Raw genomic sequence first — 17,132 nt, forward strand, 5'->3', positions numbered from 1 at the left:
GTACGATTGTCCGGGCAGGATCCACGTCCCGATTGCAGCCACCGCGGCTCAGGTCGGGCGGGCTTCACCGCGGTGCCGCCGCCACGCGAAACCCCGGCACGCGGATCCGCCCGTGCTGCTTCAAGCGCTCAGCGCGCCCAACACCTCGTCGAGCATCTTGCGGGCGTCGCCGAACAGCATGCGGTTGTTTTCCTTGTAGAACAGCGGGTTGTCGACCCCGGCGTAGCCGGAAGCCATGCTGCGCTTCATGACGATCGAGGTCCGTGCCTTCCACACCTCGAGCACCGGCATGCCGGCGATCGGGCTGCCCGGGTCTTCCTGCGCGGCCGGGTTCACGATGTCGTTGGCACCGATCACGATCGCCACATCCGTTTCGGGGAAGTCCGCGTTGATCTCGTCCATCTCGAGCACGATGTCGTAGGGAACCTTGGCCTCGGCCAGCAGGACGTTCATGTGGCCGGGCATGCGGCCTGCCACCGGGTGGATGGCGAAGCGCACGGCGACGCCCTGTCCGCGCAGCACGTTGACGATCTCGCAGACGACGTGCTGTGCCTGTGCGACCGCCATGCCGTAGCCCGGCACGATGACGATGTTCTTCGCGTCGCGCAGCAGGTCGGCGGTATCCACCGCGCTGATCGACGTGACCTCGCCGGCCGGCTCCGATCCGTCGGCCGTCGCCGCGGGCGCGCCGCTGCCGGAGCCGAAGCCGCCCGCGATGACGCTGACGAAGTTGCGGTTCATCGCGCGGCACATGATGTAGGACAGGATCGCCCCCGAGGAGCCCACCAGCGCGCCGACGACGATCAGCAGATCGTTGCCCAGCATGAAGCCCGTCGCCGCCGCCGCCCAACCCGAATAGCTGTTGAGCATCGAGACCACGACCGGCATGTCGGCGCCACCGATCGCCATCACCATGTGCACGCCGAAGGCCAGCGCGATCAACGTCATCACCAGCAGCAAGGCCATGCCGGCCCAGATCGAGTGTGTGTTGAGGAACCAGCGCCCGAGCAGGATCACCAGGATCAGCCCGGCGAGGTTGAGCCAGTGGCGCGCGGGCAGCAGCAGCGGCTTGCCGCCGATCTTGCCGGAGAGCTTGGCGAAGGCGACCAGCGAGCCGGAGAAGGTGACTGCGCCGATCAGGATGCCGACGTAGATCTCCACCTCGTGGATGGTCTTCTCGGCTGCGGTGGGGAACACCAGGGAGGTGTCCACGTAGCTCGCGAAGCCCACCAGGCAGGCCGCCAGACCCACCAGGCTGTGCATGAGGGCGACGAGCTCGGGCATCTGCGTCATCTGCACCTTCTTCGCGGCGTAGAGGCCGACGGCGGCGCCGATGACGAGGGCGATGACGATCCATGGAATGCCGCCCATGCCGACTTGCGGGCCGAACACGGTGGCCAGCACCGCGATGCTCATGCCCGCGATGCCGAACAGGTTGCCGCGGCGCGCGGTCTCGGGATGGGCGAGTCCGCCCAGGCTGAGGATGAAGAGGATGGTGGCGCCGATGTACGAGACAGTGGCCAGACTTGAGGTCATTGTCTTCTCCTTATTTGCGGAACATCGCCAGCATGCGACGCGTCACCGCGAAGCCGCCGAACATGTTGACGGCCGTGAGGGTGATGGCGACGAAGGCGAGCACGCCGATCAGCCCCCCCGGTCGATCGCTGGCGCCTTCGGCCAGCGGTGGGGCGATCTGCACGAGCGCGCCGATCGCGATGATCGACGAGATGGCGTTGGTGACGCTCATCAGCGGCGTGTGCAGCGAGGGTGTGACGTTCCAGACCACCATGTAGCCCACGAAGCAGGCCAGCACGAACACGGTGAAGTGCGTGAGGAAGCTGGCCGGGGCGTACAGACCGACGAGCAGGAACAGCAGGGCGCCGACACCGAACACGATCGCCAGCGACTTGACCGGCATCGGCGCGCCGGCCCCGTGGCCATGGCCCTTGGGTGCGGTGATCGGTGCGCTCGAAGCCTTGGGTTTGGCCGATGCGGCCGGCAGCTTGGGAGGTGGTGCGGGCCAGGTGAGCTCACCCTGCTTGATCACGGTGAGGCCACGGATCGCGTCGTCCTCGAAGTTGACGGCGATGTTGCCATCCTTTGCCTTGCACAGGTCTTCGGTGAGGCGGAGGAGGTTGTTCGAATACAGGGTCGAGGATTGCCTGGCCAGCCGGCTCACGAGGTCGGTGTAGCCGATGATCGTGACTCCATGGCGTACCACCGCCTCGCCGGGCACGGTGAGCTCGCAGTTGCCGCCCTGCTCGGCGGCGAGGTCGACGATCACGCTGCCCGGCTTCATGCTCTGCACCATCTCGGCGGTGATCAGCTTGGGTGCGGGTTTGCCCGGGATCAGCGCGGTGGTGATCACGATGTCGGCGTCCTTCGCCTCGCGCGCGTACATCTGGCGCTGCGCGGCCTGGAAGCCCTCGCTCATCACCTTCGCGTAACCGCCGCCACCCGAGCCCTCTTCGTCGTAATCGACCTTGACGAACTCGCCGCCGAGCGACACCACCTGGTCGGCGACCTCGGCGCGGGTGTCGTTGGCGCGCACGACCGCGCCCAGGTTGGCCGCGGTGCCGATCGCCGCCAGGCCGGCGACGCCGGCGCCGGCGATGAAGACCTTGGCCGGCGGGATCTTGCCCGCGGCGGTGATCTGGCCGTTGAAGAAGCGCCCGAAGGCGTTCGCCGCCTCGACCACCGCGCGGTAGCCGCTGATGCCGGCCATGGAAGACAGCGCGTCCATCTTCTGCGCGCGGCTCAGCTGCCGCGGCAGGCAGTCGATCGCGAGCACGGTGGTCTTGCGCGCCTGCAAGGCCGCCATCAGTTCGGGGTGCTGCGCCGGCCAGACGAAGCCGATCAGCGTCGCGCCCTCGCGCAGCATGCCGACCTCATCCAGGGTGGGCGGGCGCACCTTGAAGACGATGTCGGCACGGCCCAGCAGCTCGGCCGACCCGGGCGACACCTCCGCGCCGGCAGCGCGGTAGTCGTCGTCGGAGAAGTTGGCCGCCGCGCCGGCGCCGCTCTCGACCGCGACGGAGAAGCCCAGCTTGATGAGTTTCGCCACGACCTCGGGAACGGTCGCGACGCGCTTTTCACCGGCGAAGGTTTCCTTCGGAACTCCGATCAGCAAGGTCATGATCCCGACTCCGCGCAGGTTTGATTGTGGAAGCGGGGCGCGGCCGTGTGGCTGGTGCGGGCATGCCCGGGGAAGTCTTGCGCCGTCGCTGCGCGCGGGCTCCCCGGGGTGGGTGCGAAGCGGATTTCACGAAGCGTGGCTCCGCAAGCCATGGTCGGGTGCATCGGGTTCTCCCTGTTCGGTTTTCGTTGGTGCCGGCGTGCGTATTCGTCTCGGACATGCCCGCCTGGCCCGGGCGAACTCATGGGCGATCGCATTCGCGTCGATTGCCGATGTTCGTTCCCTTGGCGAGTATGCCGGATCCGACCTGGCTTTCGATAGCCAGGGCGATGCCCGGGCCACCGCCGATGCACCGTGAAGCGAGGCCGCGTCCCGGCGTGAGCATGCGTGCATCCGCGCCCGGCACCGCGTGGCGCTCGAAGCAGATCAGGTCGCCATCGTGCGCTGCCGAGGGCGGGTTCTTGATGGTCTGCTTGGCCACACCAAAAAACCTTATCCTGCCCGCCTGAAGTTCTATCGAGCTGCAAGGGCTATCCATCGCACGAGGCTGCGGTGGTCAGGGACGTGGAATGTGCGGCGTCCCCCGCGCCACGCGAACCTGCCGGAGCAGCGCGGAAACGTCGGAATCCAAGGAGATCGTCATCATGTCGATCGGCGCATCATTCAGCGCAGTCGTGCAGCCGAGGCGGGCGCGCCGGTCGGATACCATTGCCGAGCAGATCGAGGGCTTGAGCACGGGCGGAGCCTCGTCGTCCGTGCGGCGGTCCCGATCGCGCGGCCGTCTGCCCCCGTTGGCACGCTGCGAAGCCTCGAGGTCACGATTTCGAGCATGAACCCCAAGCCCCGCCACATCGAACGCGCGCTCCGGGAGCGCGTCGAGATCGTGCCCTACGATCCGGCCTGGCCGGGGCTCTTCGCCGAGGAGGTGGCGCGGCTGCGTGCGGCCCTGCCGGCGGAGCTGATCGGGCGCATCGAGCACTTCGGCAGCACCGCGGTGCCCGGCCTGGCGGCCAAGCCGATCATCGACATGCTGGTCGAGGTACGCTCGATGGAGGACGTAGCGGAGCGCATCGCACCGCTGCTGCGGGCGCTGGGCTACGAGTTCTTCTGGCGCGCCCCCGGGCACGGGCTGCCCGGCATGGAGTACGCGTGGTTCATCCGCCGCGATGCTGCGGGCCGGCGCACGCATCACATCCATTTTGTCGAGGCGGGCTCGTCGGAGTGGGGGCGCCTGCGGTTCCGCGACTACCTGCGCGCGCATTCCGAAGTCGCGCGAGCGTATGGCGCACTCAAGCAGCGCATTGCGGCCCAATATCCCGACGACCGCATCGCCTACGCGAAGGCGAAGACGTGCTTCGTGCGCGAGGTGATGCGGGCGGTGCGGCGGGATCACATCCCTTGGTAGATCGGCCCTTCGCCACCCTGCGGCACGACCCAGTTGATGTTTTGCGTCGGGTCCTTGATGTCGCAGGTCTTGCAGTGGATACAGTTCTGCGCGTTGATCTGCAGGCGCGGCCCGGATTCTTCGCGGACGATCTCGTACACGCCGGCGGGGCAATAGCGCTGCTCGGGAGCGTCGTACTTGGCCAGGTTCACCGCGATCGCCACCGACGGATCCTTCAGCTGCAGGTGGCAGGGCTGCTCTTCCTCGTGGTTGGTGTTCGAGAGGAAGACCGAGGACAGGCGGTCGAAGGTGAGCACGCCGTCGGGCTTCGGATAGTCGATCTTCGGGCACTCGGAAGCCGGCTTGAGCTTGTCGTGGTCCGACGAGTTGTGCAGCGTCCAGGGGGCCTTGCCGCGGAACAGCATCTGGTCCATGCCGAAGAGGAAGGAGCCCATCCACAGGCCCTTCTTCATCAGCGGCTTGAAGTTGCGGTATTTGTGCAGTTCGGCATACAGCCAGGAGTCGCGGAAGGCGGCCGGGTAGGCGGTGAGCGCGTCGCGCTGGCGATTCGCGGCGAGCGCGTCGAAGGCTGCTTCGGCGGCGAGCATGCCCGACTTGATCGCGGTGTGCGTGCCCTTGATGCGGGCGGCGTTGAGGAAGCCGGCGTCGTCGCCGATCAGGCCGCCGCCCGGGAAGATCAGCCGCGGCAGGCTCTGGATGTTGCCGGTGGCGATGGCGCGCGCGCCGTAGGCCAGGCGCTTGCCGCCTTCGATGTGCTTGCGTACCTCGGCGTGGGTCTTCCAGCGCTGCATCTCGTCGAAGGGCGACAGGTGCGGGTTCTCGTAGTTGAGGCCGACCACGAAGCCGAGCGCGACCAGGTTGTCCTCGAGGTGGTAGATGAAGCCGCCGCCATAGGTGCGGTTGTCCATCGGCCAGCCGGCGGTGTGCACGACGAGGCCCGGGCGGTGCTGCTCGGGCTTGACCTCCCACAGCTCCTTGATGCCGATGCCGTAGGTCTGCGGGTCGACGCCCTCGCGCAGCTTGTACTTCGCCTCGAGCTGCTTGCCGAGGTGGCCGCGACAGCCCTCGGCGAACAGGGTGTATTTGGCGTGCAGTTCCATGCCCGGCTGGTGGTGCGGGCCGGGGGTGCCGTCACGGTTGAGGCCCATGTCGCCGGTGGCGACGCCCTTCACCGCGCCGGATTCGTCGTAGAGGATCTCGGCCGCGGCGAAGCCGGGGTAGACCTCGATGCCGGCGGCCTCGGCCTGCTCGCCCAGCCACTTGACGAGATTGCCCAGGCGCACGATGTAGTTGCCGTGGTTCTCGAAGCAGTCCGGGGTGAGCGCGGGCGGAACGCGGCGCACGCCGGTTTCGGAAAGGAACAGAACCTGGTCCTCGGTGACCGCGGTGGTGAGCGGGGCGCCCTTGTCCTTCCAGTCGGGGATCAGCTCGTTCAGCGAGCGCGGATCGATGACCGCCCCCGACAGGATGTGGGCGCCGATCTCCGCGCCCTTCTCGATCAGGCACACCGACAGCTCGCTGCCCTTGGCTTCGGCGAGCTGCTTCAGGCGGATCGCCGCGGCCAGGCCCGCAGGGCCGCCGCCGACGACCAGCACGTCGAATTCCATCGATTCGCGTTCCATACCGTTCTCCTCGTATCTTCTTTCAGTGGGTCGCGTAGCGAGACGCGCCATCCGCGCAGTTTAACCCTTCGTGCGAATCCCCGCCGCCGGTGGGCGCGCGCATGCGCGCGCCCACCGGCGGCGGGGCGAACAAACATACGGGTGCGTATGTTACATTAGCCCGCCCCATATACAAGAGGAGATCGTCGGATGAGTCCGAACGCGAAGCTGATCTACACCACCCGCATGCCGGTGCGCTGGGGGGACATGGACGCCTACGGGCATGTCAACAACACGGTCTATTTCCGCTATTTCGAGCAGACCCGCGTCGAGTGGCTCGAACGGATGGGTTCCCGCGTCAGCGTCGAGGAGCCGGTGGGGCCGGTGATCATCAATGCCAGCTGCACCTTTCTCGCGCCGGTGAATTATCCTGCGACCGTCGTCATCAAGATGTATGCAGGCGATCCGGGGCGGAGCAGCGTGATGACTTGGTACGAGCTCTTCGTCGATGGCGACGAGCGCCTGTACGCCGAAGGTGCGGCCAAGACGGTGTGGATGGACATGCGCACCGGCAAGTCGGCGCCGATTCCGGATGTCGTGCGCGCGCTGTTCGACCCGCCCGTGGCCTGAATTGGCGCCGGCCGCCGAGTGCCCGGCCGCGCAGTGCGGTCACCCGCTCCGTCCGCGAAGCGTGGCCGCCCAGTTTCGACCCCCAGAGTTTTGACCCCCAATCATCGACACAAGAGGATGGAGAGGAGACCCGATGTATCCGACTGAGCAGAAACCCCTGTGGACCCCGTCCCCCGAGCGCATCGCCGCCGCCAACGTGACTGCCTTCCGGCTCGCGGCCGAGCAGCGCTGGAAGGTCTCGCTGCCCGATTACGAGGCGCTGCACGCCTGGTCGGTGGAGCACCCCGAGCCGTTCTGGACGAGCGTTTGGGAGGGCGACGGCGTCGGTGGCGGCGTGATCGGCACGCGCGGCGAGCGCGTGCTCGTCGATGGCCACAAGATGCCCGGCGCGCGCTGGTTCCCCGACGCCCGCCTGAACTTCGCGCAGAACCTGCTGCGTTCGCGCGACGCGCATGACGCGATCGTGTTCTGGGGCGAGGACCGGGTGATGAACCGCATGAGCCACGGCGAGCTGTACCGCGCCGTGGCGCACTTTGCCGCGGCGCTCAAGGAGCAGGGCGTGGTGGCCGGCGACCGCGTCGCCGCGTACATGCCCAACCTGCCCGAGACCGTCGTCGCCATGCTCGCCGCGGCCAGCCTCGGCGCCATCTTCACCTCGGCCTCGCCCGACTTCGGCGTGCAGGGCGTGCTCGACCGCTTCGGCCAGACCGAGCCCAAGGTGCTGGTGGCCTGCGACGGCTACTACTACGGCGGCAAGACGGTGGATGTGCTTGGCAAGCTCGGCGAGATCGTCGCGCAGCTGCCCTCGGTCAAGCGCGTCGTGGTCGTGCCCTACGTGCATCGCGAGCACGACCTCTCGCACGTGCCGCACGCGCGCATGCTCGCCGACTTCGTCGCGCCCTTCCACTTCGTCGACGACATCGAGTTCGCGCAGCTGCCCTTCGACCACCCGCTCTACATCATGTACTCCTCGGGCACCACCGGCGTGCCCAAGTGCATCGTGCACTGCGCCGGCGGCGCGCTGCTGCAGCACCTGAAGGAACACAAGCTGCACGGCGACGTGAAGCCGGGAGACCGCGTGTTCTACTTCACCACCTGCGGCTGGATGATGTGGAACTGGCTGGTCTCCGCGCTCGCCGCCGAGGCCACGCTGCTGCTCTACGACGGCTCGCCCTTCGCCGGCGACAACCGCATCCTCTTCGACTACGCCGACGCCGAAGCGATGACGCACTTCGGCACCTCGGCCAAGTTCCTCGACGCCGCCGCCAAGTTCGGGCTCAAGCCGCGGGAGACCCACAAGCTCGACACGGTGCGCGCGATGATGAGCACCGGCAGCCCGCTGGTGCCCGAGGGCTTCGACTACGTCTATCGCGACATCAAGCCCGACCTGCAGCTCTCCTCCATCTCGGGTGGCACCGACATCATCTCCTGCTTCGTGCTCGGCTCCCCGGTGCTGCCGGTGTGGCGCGGCGAGATCCAGTGCCGCGGCCTCGGCATGGCGGTGGACGTGTGGGACGACGACGGCCGCCCGGTGCGCGGCGAGAAGGGCGAGCTGGTGTGCGCGAAGCCCTTCCCGGTGATGCCGATCGGGTTCTGGAACGACGCCGACGGCAGCAAGTACCACGCCGCCTACTTCGATCGCTTTCCCAATGTCTGGTGCCACGGCGACTTCTGCGAGATCACCGCGCACGGCGGCCTGGTCATCTACGGCAGGTCGGACGCCACGCTGAACCCGGGCGGGGTGCGCATCGGCACCGCCGAGATCTACCGCCAGGTCGAGAAGCTGCACGAGGTGGTCGAGTCGCTCGTGATCGGCCAGGACTGGCCGCCGCAGAACCCCAACGACGTGCGCGTGGTGCTGTTCGTGAAGCTGCGCGAGGGGCTCGCGCTCGATGACGACCTGACCAGGCGCATCCGCCAGACCATCCGCGACAACACCACGCCGCGTCACGTGCCGGCCAAGGTGCTGCAGGTGGCCGACATCCCGCGCACCAAGAGCGGCAAGATCGTCGAACTGGCGGTGCGCAACGTGGTGCACGGGCGCCCGGTGAAGAACCAGGAGGCGCTGGCCAACCCCGAGGCGCTGGCGCACTTCCGCGACCGCGCCGAGCTGCAGGGCTGAGGAGGATCGAAGACATGCTGATGAACCCGAAGAAGTCGGTGCTGCTGGTGATCGACGTGCAGGCGAAGCTCGCCCCCTTCATCCACGACAACGCCGCGGTGGTCGAGGCCTGCGTGTGGCTTGCGCGCGTCGCCGAGCGCATCGGCGTGCCGGTGGTGGTCACCGAGCACTTCCCCGAGAAGATCGGCGGCACGGTCGAGGCGGTGCGCGCGGCGACCGCCGGTGCGCACTACGTCGGCAAGCAGTTCTTCTCCGCCCAGGCCGATGGCTGCCTCGACCAGACCGCGGTCGCCGGCTGCGAGCAGGTGATCCTGTGCGGCACCGAGGCCCATGTCTGCGTGCAGCAGACCGCGCTCGACCTGCGCGGCGCCGGCAAGCAGGTCTTCATCGTCGCCGAGGCCTCGGGCTCGCGCGCTCCGGCCAACCGCGACCTCGCCTTCGAGCGCATGCGCGGCCACGGCATCGAGATCGTGTCGCGCGAGATGGTCGCCTTCGAGTGGCTGCAGCGCGGCGGCACCGAGCTCTTCCGCGAAGTCAATCGCGACTTCATCCGCTGAGGATGGCCGGCAAGGCCGGCCCTGCAGGATCACCCCGTCCGGCCCCTGGCGCGTGCGCGTCCCGAACTAGGGAAAACGTGCGTATCCATGCCGGACGGGTTGTTCTAGCCTGACCGCTTCGTTCCACGGCGATGCGATGTGCGCTCCCTCGACGCTGTCCATACCGAGCTCGCAGACCGTCCCGCCGTATCCAAAAGCGCAAGCGGGAGGTTGGAGATGGAGACACGGGAAGCAGGCCGGCTGGCCACGCAGGTCGAGGCGGTGATCGAGCAGATTCGCACCCGGATGCCCGCCGAGCAGGCCGAAGGGGTGTGTGCGTTCGCGAGCCGCTTTTTCGCCCAGGTGGCGCCCGAGGACCTGGAAGACCTCCCGGTGGGCGATCTCTACGGCGCCGTGCTCAGCCAGTGGCACTTCGTCGCCCGCCGCCAGGACGGCAGCAAGGTGCGCGCATTCAACCCGCGGCTGGACGAGCACGGCTGGGAGTGCCCGCACACCGTGGTGGAGATCGCCGGCGAGGACATGCCCTTCCTCGTCGACTCGATCACCATGGAGGTCGCGCGCCAGGGTCTCACCCTGCACCTGATCATCCATCCGGTGATGAACGTCGCGCGTGATGCCGAGGGCGGCTTCGTGCGTGTGGCGGAGCGCGGCGAGCAGGGCGAGGGTGTCGGCTTCGAGTCGATCATGCACCTGGAGGTCGACCGCCGCACCGACCCGGGCGACCTCGTTGCGCTGCAGCAAGGCATCGAGCATGTGCTGGCCGACGTGCGTGCCGCGGTCCGCGACTGGTCGGCGATGCGCGAGCGCCTGGCCGGCATCACCGCAGGGCTCGACGAGCTGCCGGTCAGCATCGACGCCGAGGAGACGCAGGAGGTGCGCGCCTTCCTCGACTGGCTCGCCGCCGACAACTTCGTGCTGCTCGGCTGCCGCGACTACGCGCTGGTCGAGACCGGCGAGGGCAACGAGCTGCGCATCGTCCCCGGCTCCGGACTGGGCCTGCTGCGCGGCGACGGTGACGAGGGGCAGTCGCGCTCCTTTGCTGCGCTGCCGCCGCAGCTGCGCGCGCAGGCCCACCTGCCGCATCTGCTCACGGTCACAAAGTCGAACTCGCGCTCCACGGTGCACCGGCCCGGCTATCTCGACTTCGTCGGCATCAAGACCTTCGGGGCCGACGGCCGGGTGAATGGCGAGCGTCGCGTGATCGGCCTGCTCGCCTCCACCGCCTACAGCGCCAGCCCGCGCCAGATCCCGCTGCTGCGGCGCAAGGTGGAGGCCGTGTTCGAGCGTGCCGGCCTGCTGCCCGGCGGCCACGCCGCCAAGGCGCTGCAGACCCTGCTCGAGCGCTACCCGCGCGACGAGCTGTTCCAGATCGAGACCGACGAGCTCCACGCCCACGCCATGGGTATCCTGCGCCTCGGCGAGCGCCTGCGCACGCGCCTCTTCGTGCGCGTCGATCCCTTCGAGCGCTTCGTGTCGTGCCTGATCTACGTGCCGCGCGAGCACTACAACACCGACCAGCGCGAGCGCATGCAGGCGGTGCTGATCGATGCCTTCAAGGGCAACGCCGCCGAGTTCGACGTGCAGTTTTCGGATTCGGCGCTCGCGCGCATCCTCATCACGGTGCGCACGCCCGAGGGTCGGATCCCTGCCTTCGACGTGCGCGAGATCGAGCAGCGCCTGATCCGTGCGGCGCGGCGCTGGGAGGACGAGCTGCAGCAGGCGCTCGTCGAGCAGTGCGGCGAGGAGCGCGGCCTGGCGCTGATGCGGCGCTACGGCGAGGGCTTCCCGGCCGGCTACCGCGAGGAATACTCCGCGCGCATGGCGGTGTTCGACATCGAGCAGATGGAGGCGCTCGCCGACGACGCGGCGCTCGGGCTCAACCTCTACGTGCCGCTCGAGGTGCGCGCGGGCCGGCTCAACCTGCGGCTCTACCACCTGGGCAGCCCGGTACCGCTGTCGCAGAGCCTGCCGATGCTCGAGAAGATGGGCGTGAAGGTGATGGACGAGCGCCCCTCCGAGATCGAGCGCCAGGACGGCAGCACGGTGTGGCTGCACGACTTCGGCCTGCAGTTTGCCGGTGCCGAGAACCTCAACATCCACGACATCCGCCCGCTCTTTCAGGAGGCCTTCCTCGCGGCCTGGCGCGGCGCCGCCGAGAACGACGATTTCAACCGCCTCGTGCTGCTCGCCGGGCTGTCGTGGCGTGAGGTGGCGGTGCTGCGCGCCTACGCCCGCCACATGCGCCAGGCGGCGTTCACCTTCAGCCTCGCCTACATGGAGCAGACGCTGGCGGCCTATCCACAGTTCGCGCGTGCGCTGCTGCAACTCTTCCGCGCGCGCTTCGACCCGGCGCTCGCGGGCGATCGCGAGGCCGCGTGCGCGACGCAGGTGGCGGCCATCGAGGCCGCGCTCGATCAGGTGGCCAACCTCGACGAGGACCGCATCCTGCGCCAGTTTCTCGCCCTCATGCAGGCGACCCTGCGCACCAACTGGTTCCAGCGCGGCGCGGACGGCGCCCCCAAGCCCTACCTCTCGTTCAAGTTCCTGCCGTCGAAGATCCCCAATCTGCCGCAGCCGCTGCCGATGTTCGAGATCTTCGTGTACTCGCCGCGCTTCGAGGGCGTGCACCTGCGCGGCGGCAAGGTCGCGCGCGGCGGCCTGCGCTGGTCGGACCGCATGGAGGACTTCCGCACCGAGATCCTCGGCCTGGTGAAGGCGCAGATCGTCAAGAACGCGGTGATCGTGCCGGTGGGCTCCAAGGGCGGCTTCGTGGTCAAGTGCCCGCCTGCGGAGGGCGGGCGCGAGGCCCTGCTCGCCGAGGGCGTGGCCTGCTACCGCAACTTCCTGCGCGGCCTGCTCGACCTTACCGACAACCTGGTGCAGGGCGCGGTGGTGCCGCCGGCGGACGTGGTGCGCCACGACGAGGACGACCCCTACCTGGTGGTGGCAGCCGACAAGGGCACGGCGAGCTTCTCCGACTACGCCAACCAGGTCTCGGCCGAGTATGGCTTCTGGCTGGGCGACGCCTTCGCCTCGGGCGGCTCGGTGGGCTACGACCACAAGAAGATGGGCATCACCGCACGCGGCGCCTGGGAGGCGGTCAAGCGCCACTTCCGCGAGATGGGCAAGGACATCCAGCAGGAACCCTTCACCGTGGTCGGCATCGGCGACATGTCGGGCGACGTGTTCGGCAACGGCATGCTGCTGTCGAAACAGATCCGCCTGGTGGCGGCCTTCGACCACCGCCACATCTTCATCGACCCCGATCCCGACCCGGCACGCTCGTGGGAAGAGCGCGCGCGCATGTTCGCGCTGCCGCGCTCGAGCTGGGACGACTACGACCGCGCGCTGATCTCGCAGGGTGGCGGAGTGTGGCCGCGCAGCGCGAAGTCCATCACGCTGTCGCCCGAGGCGCGCGCGGCACTCGACATCCAGGCCGCGCCCCTGGGCTTGACCCCGACCGAGTTGATCCGCGCCATCCTCACCGCACCGGTCGAGCTGGTCTACAACGGCGGGATCGGGACCTACATCAAGGCCGCCAGCCAGACCGACGCGGCGGTGGGCGACCGCGCCAATGACGCGGTGCGCGTCAATGGCGGCGAACTGCGCTGCAAGGTCTTCGGCGAGGGCGGCAACCTCGGCGCCACCCAGCTCGGCCGCATCGAGTTCGCGCTCGCGGGCGGGCGCATCAACACCGACGCGATCGACAACTCCGGCGGGGTGGACTGTTCCGACCACGAGGTCAACATCAAGATCCTGCTCGGCGGGGTGATCGCCGAGGGCGAGCTCACGCTCAAGCAGCGCAACGAGCTCCTCGCCGACATGACCGACGAGGTCGGCATCCTGGTGCTGCGCGACAACTACGCCCAGACCCAGGTGCTGTCGGTCACGCGCGCGCGCGGCGTGGCGCTGCTCGACGAGCAGGCGGAGTTCATCCGCCGCCTGGTGCAGGCCGGGCGGCTCAACCGCAAGCTCGAGTACCTGCCCGACGACGAGGAGATCGCCGAGCGCAAGGCCGCCGGCGTCGGCCTCACCAGCCCCGAGCTGGCGGTGCTGCTCGCCTACAGCAAGATCGAGCTCTACGACGAGGTGCTCGCCTCCGACGTGCCGGAGGACCCCTACATCCGCACCGCGCTCGAGCGCTACTTTCCCGGCCCGCTGCGCGAGCGCTTCCCGGCGCAGATCCGGATCCACCCGCTGCGCCGCGAGATCATCTCGACCCACGTGGTCAACAGCATGATCAACCGCGTCGGGCCCACCTTCGTCAGCCGGCTCAGGGCCGAGCTCGGCGCCTCGGCGGCGGACGTGGTGCGCGCCTACATGGCCACCCGCGAGGTCTTCGGCCTGGTGGCGCTGTGGCGCGAGATCGAGGCCCTCGACAACCGCATCGCCGACGCGGTGCAGACCGAGCTCATCCAGGAGTCGGGTCGCCTGGTGCAGCGCGGCACGCTGTGGTTCCTGCGTCACCGCCGCTGGCTGGCCGACCTGCAGGCGACGAGCGCGCATTTCTCGCCTGGCGTGGCGGCGCTCGCCGAGGGGCTGGCCGACTACGTCGCCCCCGCCTATCGCGCCGAGCTCGACGCCGCGGTGGCGCGCCGGGTGGGGCAGGGCGTGCCCGAGGCGCTGGCGAAGCGGGTGGCCGCGCTCGAAGAGCTTTACTCGGCGCTCGACCTGGTCGAGGTGGCGGTGGAGCAGGGGCGTGACGAGGCCACGGTGGCGCGGGTGTATTTCGCCCTCGGGGGCGAATTCGACCTGCACTGGCTCGGCCGCCAGATCTCCGGGCTGCCCGCGGACACGCGCTGGCAGAGCCTGGCGCGCGGCGCGCTGCGCAGCGATCTGTCCTCGCTCGCCCGCGAGCTCACCAGCGCGGCGCTGCGCAACGCGCCCGAGGGCGCGGACACCGAGGGCGTGCTGAATGCCGGGCGCGAGCGTGCCGCGGTGCCGCTCGAGCGCTACCAGCAGCTCCTCGCCGAAATCCGCAGCGCGCCGACGATCGACATGGCGATGCTGTCGGTGCTGCTGCGCGAGCTGCGCGGCATGGCCTGAGCGATCGCGCGGGAGGCACCCGGACTGCTGACGCGGTTCGGGTGCATCGGTTATCATCGCGCTTTCCCGCAGTACAGCTCCCATGACCAAATACGTCTTCGTCACCGGTGGTGTCGTGTCCTCCCTGGGCAAGGGCATCGCCGCAGCGTCCCTCGGGGCGATCCTCGAGTCCCGCGGCATCAAGGTCACGCACCTCAAGCTGGACCCCTACATCAACGTCGATCCGGGCACCATGAGCCCGTTCCAGCACGGCGAGGTCTTCGTCACCGAAGACGGCGCCGAGACCGACCTCGACCTCGGCCATTACGAGCGCTTCACCAGCGCCAAGATGAGCAAGCGCAACAACTTCACCACTGGCCAGATCTACGAGTCGGTGCTGAAGAAGGAGCGCCGCGGCGAGTACCTGGGCAAGACCGTGCAGGTCATCCCGCACATCACCGACGAGATCAAGGCTTACGTCAAGCGTGGCGCCGAGGGCGCCGACGTGGCGATCGTCGAGGTCGGCGGCACGGTGGGCGACATCGAATCGCTGCCCTTCCTGGAGGCCATCCGCCAGATGGGCTTCGAAGAGGGCCGCCACGGCACCTGCTTCATCCACCTCACGCTGCTGCCCTACATTCCGACCGCCGGTGAACTGAAGACCAAGCCGACCCAGCACTCGGTGAAGGAACTGCGCGAGATCGGCATCCAGCCCGACATCCTGCTGTGCCGCGCCGACCGTCCGGTGCCGGAAGACGAGCGCCGCAAGATCGCGCTGTTCTGCAACGTCATGCCCGAGGCGGTCATCGAGTGCCTGGACGCCGACTCGATCTACAAGATCCCCGGTCAGCTGCATGACCAGATGCTCGACCAGATCGTCTGCCACAAGCTCGACATCCTCGCGCGCGCGGCCGACCTCTCGGTGTGGGACAGGCTCATCCACGCGCTCGAGAACCCGAAGCAGACCGTGGATATCGGTTTCGTCGGCAAGTACGTGGACCTTACCGAGTCGTACAAGTCGCTGATCGAGTCGCTCAACCACGCCGGCATGCATACCGAGTCGAAGGTCAGGATCCACTACATCGACTCGGAGGATATCGAGCGCGACGGTTGCGATGTGCTCGAGTCGATGGATGCCATCCTGGTGCCGGGCGGCTTCGGCAAGCGCGGGACCGAGGGCAAGATCGCGGCCATCCGCTATGCGCGCGAGAACAAGGTGCCCTACCTGGGCATCTGCCTCGGCATGCAGCTTGCGGTGGTGGAGTTCGCCCGCGACGTCGCGGGCATGGAAGGCGCGCATTCGACGGAGTTCGAGCGCGACACCAGGTTCCCGGTGATCGGCCTCATCACCGAGTGGAAGGACCGCACGGGCAAGATCGAGAAGCGCTCCGAGGAGTCCGACCTCGGCGGCACCATGCGCCTCGGTGGCCAGCTCTGCCTGCTCAAGGAAGGCACGCTGGCGCGTTCGATCTACGGCGCCCCCGAGGTCATGGAGCGTCACCGCCACCGCTACGAGGTGAACAACACCCTGCTCGCCAGGCTCGAAGACAAGGGCCTGGTGGTGTCGGGCCGCGCGCCCGTCACCGACCTGTGCGAGATGGTCGAGCTGCCTGCGGACGTGCATCCGTGGTTCGTCGGCTGTCAGTTCCACCCCGAATTCACCTCTAACCCGCGCAAGGGTCATCCGCTGTTCACCGCTTATGTGAAGGCTGCGATCGCGCACAAGCAGGCTGCGGCCCCGAGGAGCGAAGCATGAATCTCTGCGGTTTCGAAGTCGGCCTCGACAAGCCGGTGTTCCTGATCTCCGGCCCCTGCGTGGCCGAATCCGAGCAGATGTGCCTGGACATCGCCGGGCAGATGAAGGAGATCTGCGCCGAGCTGGGCATCCCTTACATCTTCAAGGCTTCGTACGACAAGGCCAACCGCAGCTCGGGCAAGAGCTTCCGCGGCCATGGCATGGACGCCGGCCTGAAGATGCTCGAGGCGGTCAAGAAGCAGCTCGGCCTGCCGGTGCTGACCGACGTGCACACGATCGAGGAGATCCCGACCGTCGCCGCGGTGGTCGACGTGCTGCAGACCCCGGCCTTCCTGTGCCGCCAGACCGATTTCATCCACGCGGTGGCGGCCAGCGGCAAGCCGGTGAACATCAAGAAGGGCCAGTTCCTCGCCCCCGGCGACATGAAGAACGTCGCCGACAAGGCGCGCGAGGCCAATGGCGGCGCCGACACCATCATGGTGTGCGAGCGCGGCGCCTCCTTCGGCTACAACAACCTCGTCTCCGACATGCGTGCGCTGGCGATCATGCGCGACACCGGCTGCCCGGTGGTGTTCGACGCTACCCACTCGGTGCAGCTGCCGGGCGGGCAGGGAACCGCCTCGGGTGGCCAGCGCGAGTTCGTGCCGGTGCTGGCGCGCGCCGCGGTCGCCGTGGGCGTGGCGGGCCTTTTCATGGAGACCCACCCGGACCCCGCCAAGGCGCTGTCCGACGGCCCCAACGCCTGGCCGCTGCCGAAGATGAAGGCGCTGCTGACCGTGCTCAAGGACATCGACGCGCTGGTCAAGCGCCAGGGTTTCCTCGAGACCACGCTCTGAGACCCCATTTTTCGGGAATGCGGCTACCGGCGGACTGATGCGCGTCATCCGTCGCCGCTGCTCA

Annotated in this window: 12 protein-coding genes; 7 read left to right on the plus strand and 5 right to left on the minus strand. The window is 68.3% G+C overall.

The genetic code is table 11. The annotated features are described in order from the left end of the window. Positions 1-120: 120 nt before the first annotated feature. The 4 genes from pntB to TMZ1T_RS21310 all read right to left on the minus strand — a co-directional run bounded on the left by pntB (position 121) and on the right by TMZ1T_RS21310 (position 3,872). Entirely contained in the window at positions 121-1,536 is a 1,416-nt protein-coding gene (pntB, locus tag TMZ1T_RS08165; RefSeq protein ID WP_004317126.1) for a Re/Si-specific NAD(P)(+) transhydrogenase subunit beta, read from the minus strand. A gap of 10 nt (positions 1,537-1,546) precedes the next feature. Next, a complete protein-coding gene (locus TMZ1T_RS08170) occupies positions 1,547-3,136 on the minus strand; it encodes a Re/Si-specific NAD(P)(+) transhydrogenase subunit alpha (protein WP_004317128.1) in 1,590 nt (529 codons plus the stop codon). 241 nt (positions 3,137-3,377) lie between these two features. Further along, a complete protein-coding gene (locus TMZ1T_RS08175; RefSeq protein WP_004317130.1) occupies positions 3,378-3,617 on the minus strand; it encodes a hypothetical protein in 240 nt (79 codons plus the stop codon). 75 nt (positions 3,618-3,692) lie between these two features. Continuing rightward, positions 3,693-3,872 (minus strand): hypothetical protein, encoded by a 180-nt coding sequence (locus TMZ1T_RS21310; protein ID WP_157277056.1) that lies wholly within the window; start codon positions 3,870-3,872, stop codon positions 3,693-3,695. A gap of 93 nt (positions 3,873-3,965) precedes the next feature. On the opposite strand from TMZ1T_RS21310, the gene TMZ1T_RS08180 reads away from it, so the two are divergent. After that, on the plus strand, positions 3,966-4,541 hold the full coding sequence (locus tag TMZ1T_RS08180; protein ID WP_004317132.1) for a GrpB family protein: 576 nt from the start codon (positions 3,966-3,968) through the stop codon (positions 4,539-4,541). Here TMZ1T_RS08180 and TMZ1T_RS08185 read toward each other — a convergent pair. Then, the gene (locus TMZ1T_RS08185) at positions 4,526-6,163 is read right to left on the minus strand and encodes an electron transfer flavoprotein-ubiquinone oxidoreductase (protein WP_012585133.1); all 1,638 of its coding nucleotides are present in this window, start codon (positions 6,161-6,163) and stop codon (positions 4,526-4,528) included. The two genes, TMZ1T_RS08180 and TMZ1T_RS08185, sit on opposite strands and share 16 nt — an antisense overlap. A 189-nt stretch (positions 6,164-6,352) precedes the next feature. On the opposite strand from TMZ1T_RS08185, the gene TMZ1T_RS08190 reads away from it, so the two are divergent. From TMZ1T_RS08190 to kdsA, 6 genes are all read left to right on the plus strand, one after another. Beyond that, complete coding sequence (locus TMZ1T_RS08190; protein ID WP_012585134.1) at positions 6,353-6,772, plus strand: acyl-CoA thioesterase; 420 nt, start codon at positions 6,353-6,355, stop codon at positions 6,770-6,772. 133 nt (positions 6,773-6,905) lie between these two features. Then, complete coding sequence (locus TMZ1T_RS08195; RefSeq protein ID WP_012585135.1) at positions 6,906-8,894, plus strand: acetoacetate--CoA ligase; 1,989 nt, start codon at positions 6,906-6,908, stop codon at positions 8,892-8,894. A gap of 14 nt (positions 8,895-8,908) precedes the next feature. Next, positions 8,909-9,451: an isochorismatase family protein gene (locus TMZ1T_RS08200; protein ID WP_004305930.1), complete on the plus strand. Its 543-nt coding sequence runs from the start codon at positions 8,909-8,911 to the stop codon at positions 9,449-9,451. A 216-nt stretch (positions 9,452-9,667) separates the two neighbouring features. After that, a complete protein-coding gene (locus TMZ1T_RS08205) occupies positions 9,668-14,497 on the plus strand; it encodes an NAD-glutamate dehydrogenase (protein ID WP_012585136.1) in 4,830 nt (1,609 codons plus the stop codon). A gap of 82 nt (positions 14,498-14,579) precedes the next feature. Next, on the plus strand, positions 14,580-16,232 hold the full coding sequence (locus tag TMZ1T_RS08210) for a CTP synthase (protein WP_004305926.1): 1,653 nt from the start codon (positions 14,580-14,582) through the stop codon (positions 16,230-16,232). Continuing rightward, positions 16,229-17,068, plus strand: coding sequence for a 3-deoxy-8-phosphooctulonate synthase (kdsA, locus tag TMZ1T_RS08215; protein ID WP_004305924.1), 840 nt, complete (start codon positions 16,229-16,231; stop codon positions 17,066-17,068). Before TMZ1T_RS08210 ends, kdsA begins: the two co-directional genes overlap by 4 nt. The last annotated feature ends 64 nt before the right edge of the window (positions 17,069-17,132 follow it).

Origin of the sequence: Thauera aminoaromatica, assembly GCF_000021765.1 — a bacterium.
In the GTDB taxonomy this organism is placed as follows: Bacteria; Pseudomonadota; Gammaproteobacteria; order Burkholderiales; family Rhodocyclaceae; genus Thauera; species Thauera aminoaromatica.

Bases quoted from the DNA above. Each gene is read 5' to 3' on its own strand.
- TMZ1T_RS08210 (WP_004305926.1), top strand. From the start codon at position 14,580: ATGACCAAATACGTCTTCGTCACCGGTGGTGTCGTGTCCTCCCTGGGC.
- TMZ1T_RS08190 (WP_012585134.1), top strand. From the start codon at position 6,353: ATGAGTCCGAACGCGAAGCTGATCTACACCACCCGCATGCCGGTGCGC.
- TMZ1T_RS08170 (WP_004317128.1), bottom strand. From the start codon at position 3,136: ATGACCTTGCTGATCGGAGTTCCGAAGGAAACCTTCGCCGGTGAAAAG.
- TMZ1T_RS08185 (WP_012585133.1), bottom strand. From the start codon at position 6,163: ATGGAACGCGAATCGATGGAATTCGACGTGCTGGTCGTCGGCGGCGGC.
- TMZ1T_RS08205 (WP_012585136.1), top strand. From the start codon at position 9,668: ATGGAGACACGGGAAGCAGGCCGGCTGGCCACGCAGGTCGAGGCGGTG.
- kdsA (WP_004305924.1), top strand. From the start codon at position 16,229: ATGAATCTCTGCGGTTTCGAAGTCGGCCTCGACAAGCCGGTGTTCCTG.
- TMZ1T_RS08200 (WP_004305930.1), top strand. From the start codon at position 8,909: ATGCTGATGAACCCGAAGAAGTCGGTGCTGCTGGTGATCGACGTGCAG.
- pntB (WP_004317126.1), bottom strand. From the start codon at position 1,536: ATGACCTCAAGTCTGGCCACTGTCTCGTACATCGGCGCCACCATCCTC.
- TMZ1T_RS08195 (WP_012585135.1), top strand. From the start codon at position 6,906: ATGTATCCGACTGAGCAGAAACCCCTGTGGACCCCGTCCCCCGAGCGC.
- TMZ1T_RS08180 (WP_004317132.1), top strand. From the start codon at position 3,966: ATGAACCCCAAGCCCCGCCACATCGAACGCGCGCTCCGGGAGCGCGTC.